Genomic DNA, 530 nt, shown 5'->3' with positions numbered 1-530 from the left:
CAACCCTCCTTAAATCACAACCTCAAATCTGTGCCATTGGTGCTGACGGGGGACATCGTGTCGATGCCGCATTACGCCTTGAGAGCGGCAATGGAGCCGAGGACGCGTCGAACATTTACGCCATCACAGATCCGGCGACCGAGCATAAAGGTCTGCTGATTGATGCCTTCGATGTGTTCGACGAGATATGCCACCGTGACCTGTCCGAACGGCTTCTTGAGCATCGTGAAACAGCTCCGGCCGGTGACGCGGACGTGCCGAGCAAGCATGGGCTCCGCAAGGTCTACAAAAGCGAGTTTGATCGCGACCCTGAGCGTTACGTTCTGCGGGAAGGCTTCCCGGACTTCCCGGCATGCCCGTTCGGGGGAGCCTTCAGCATCCTAGGCTTCGATACAGCAGAACAATCATACGTCTGGCTCGTGACGAGCATTATTCGGGATCCCCGGCTGATCAGGATTCCCTACCAGGGCGAAGATGTCAACGGCGGAGCAAAAACCGGCCACTGTGGCGGAGTAAAAGTAGGCCACTGA

At 57.2% G+C, this 530-nt stretch carries 1 protein-coding gene; it reads left to right on the top strand.

The annotated features are described in order from the left end of the window. The coding region (locus AX724_RS01940) for a hypothetical protein (RefSeq protein ID WP_066763050.1) at window positions 1-530 on the top strand (530 nt) is incomplete at its 5' end.

It is taken from the genome of Sphingobium sp. CCH11-B1 (assembly GCF_001556865.1).
Lineage (GTDB): Bacteria > Pseudomonadota > Alphaproteobacteria > Sphingomonadales > Sphingomonadaceae > Sphingobium.
This window is presented reverse-complemented; position numbering and strand designations above follow the sequence as displayed.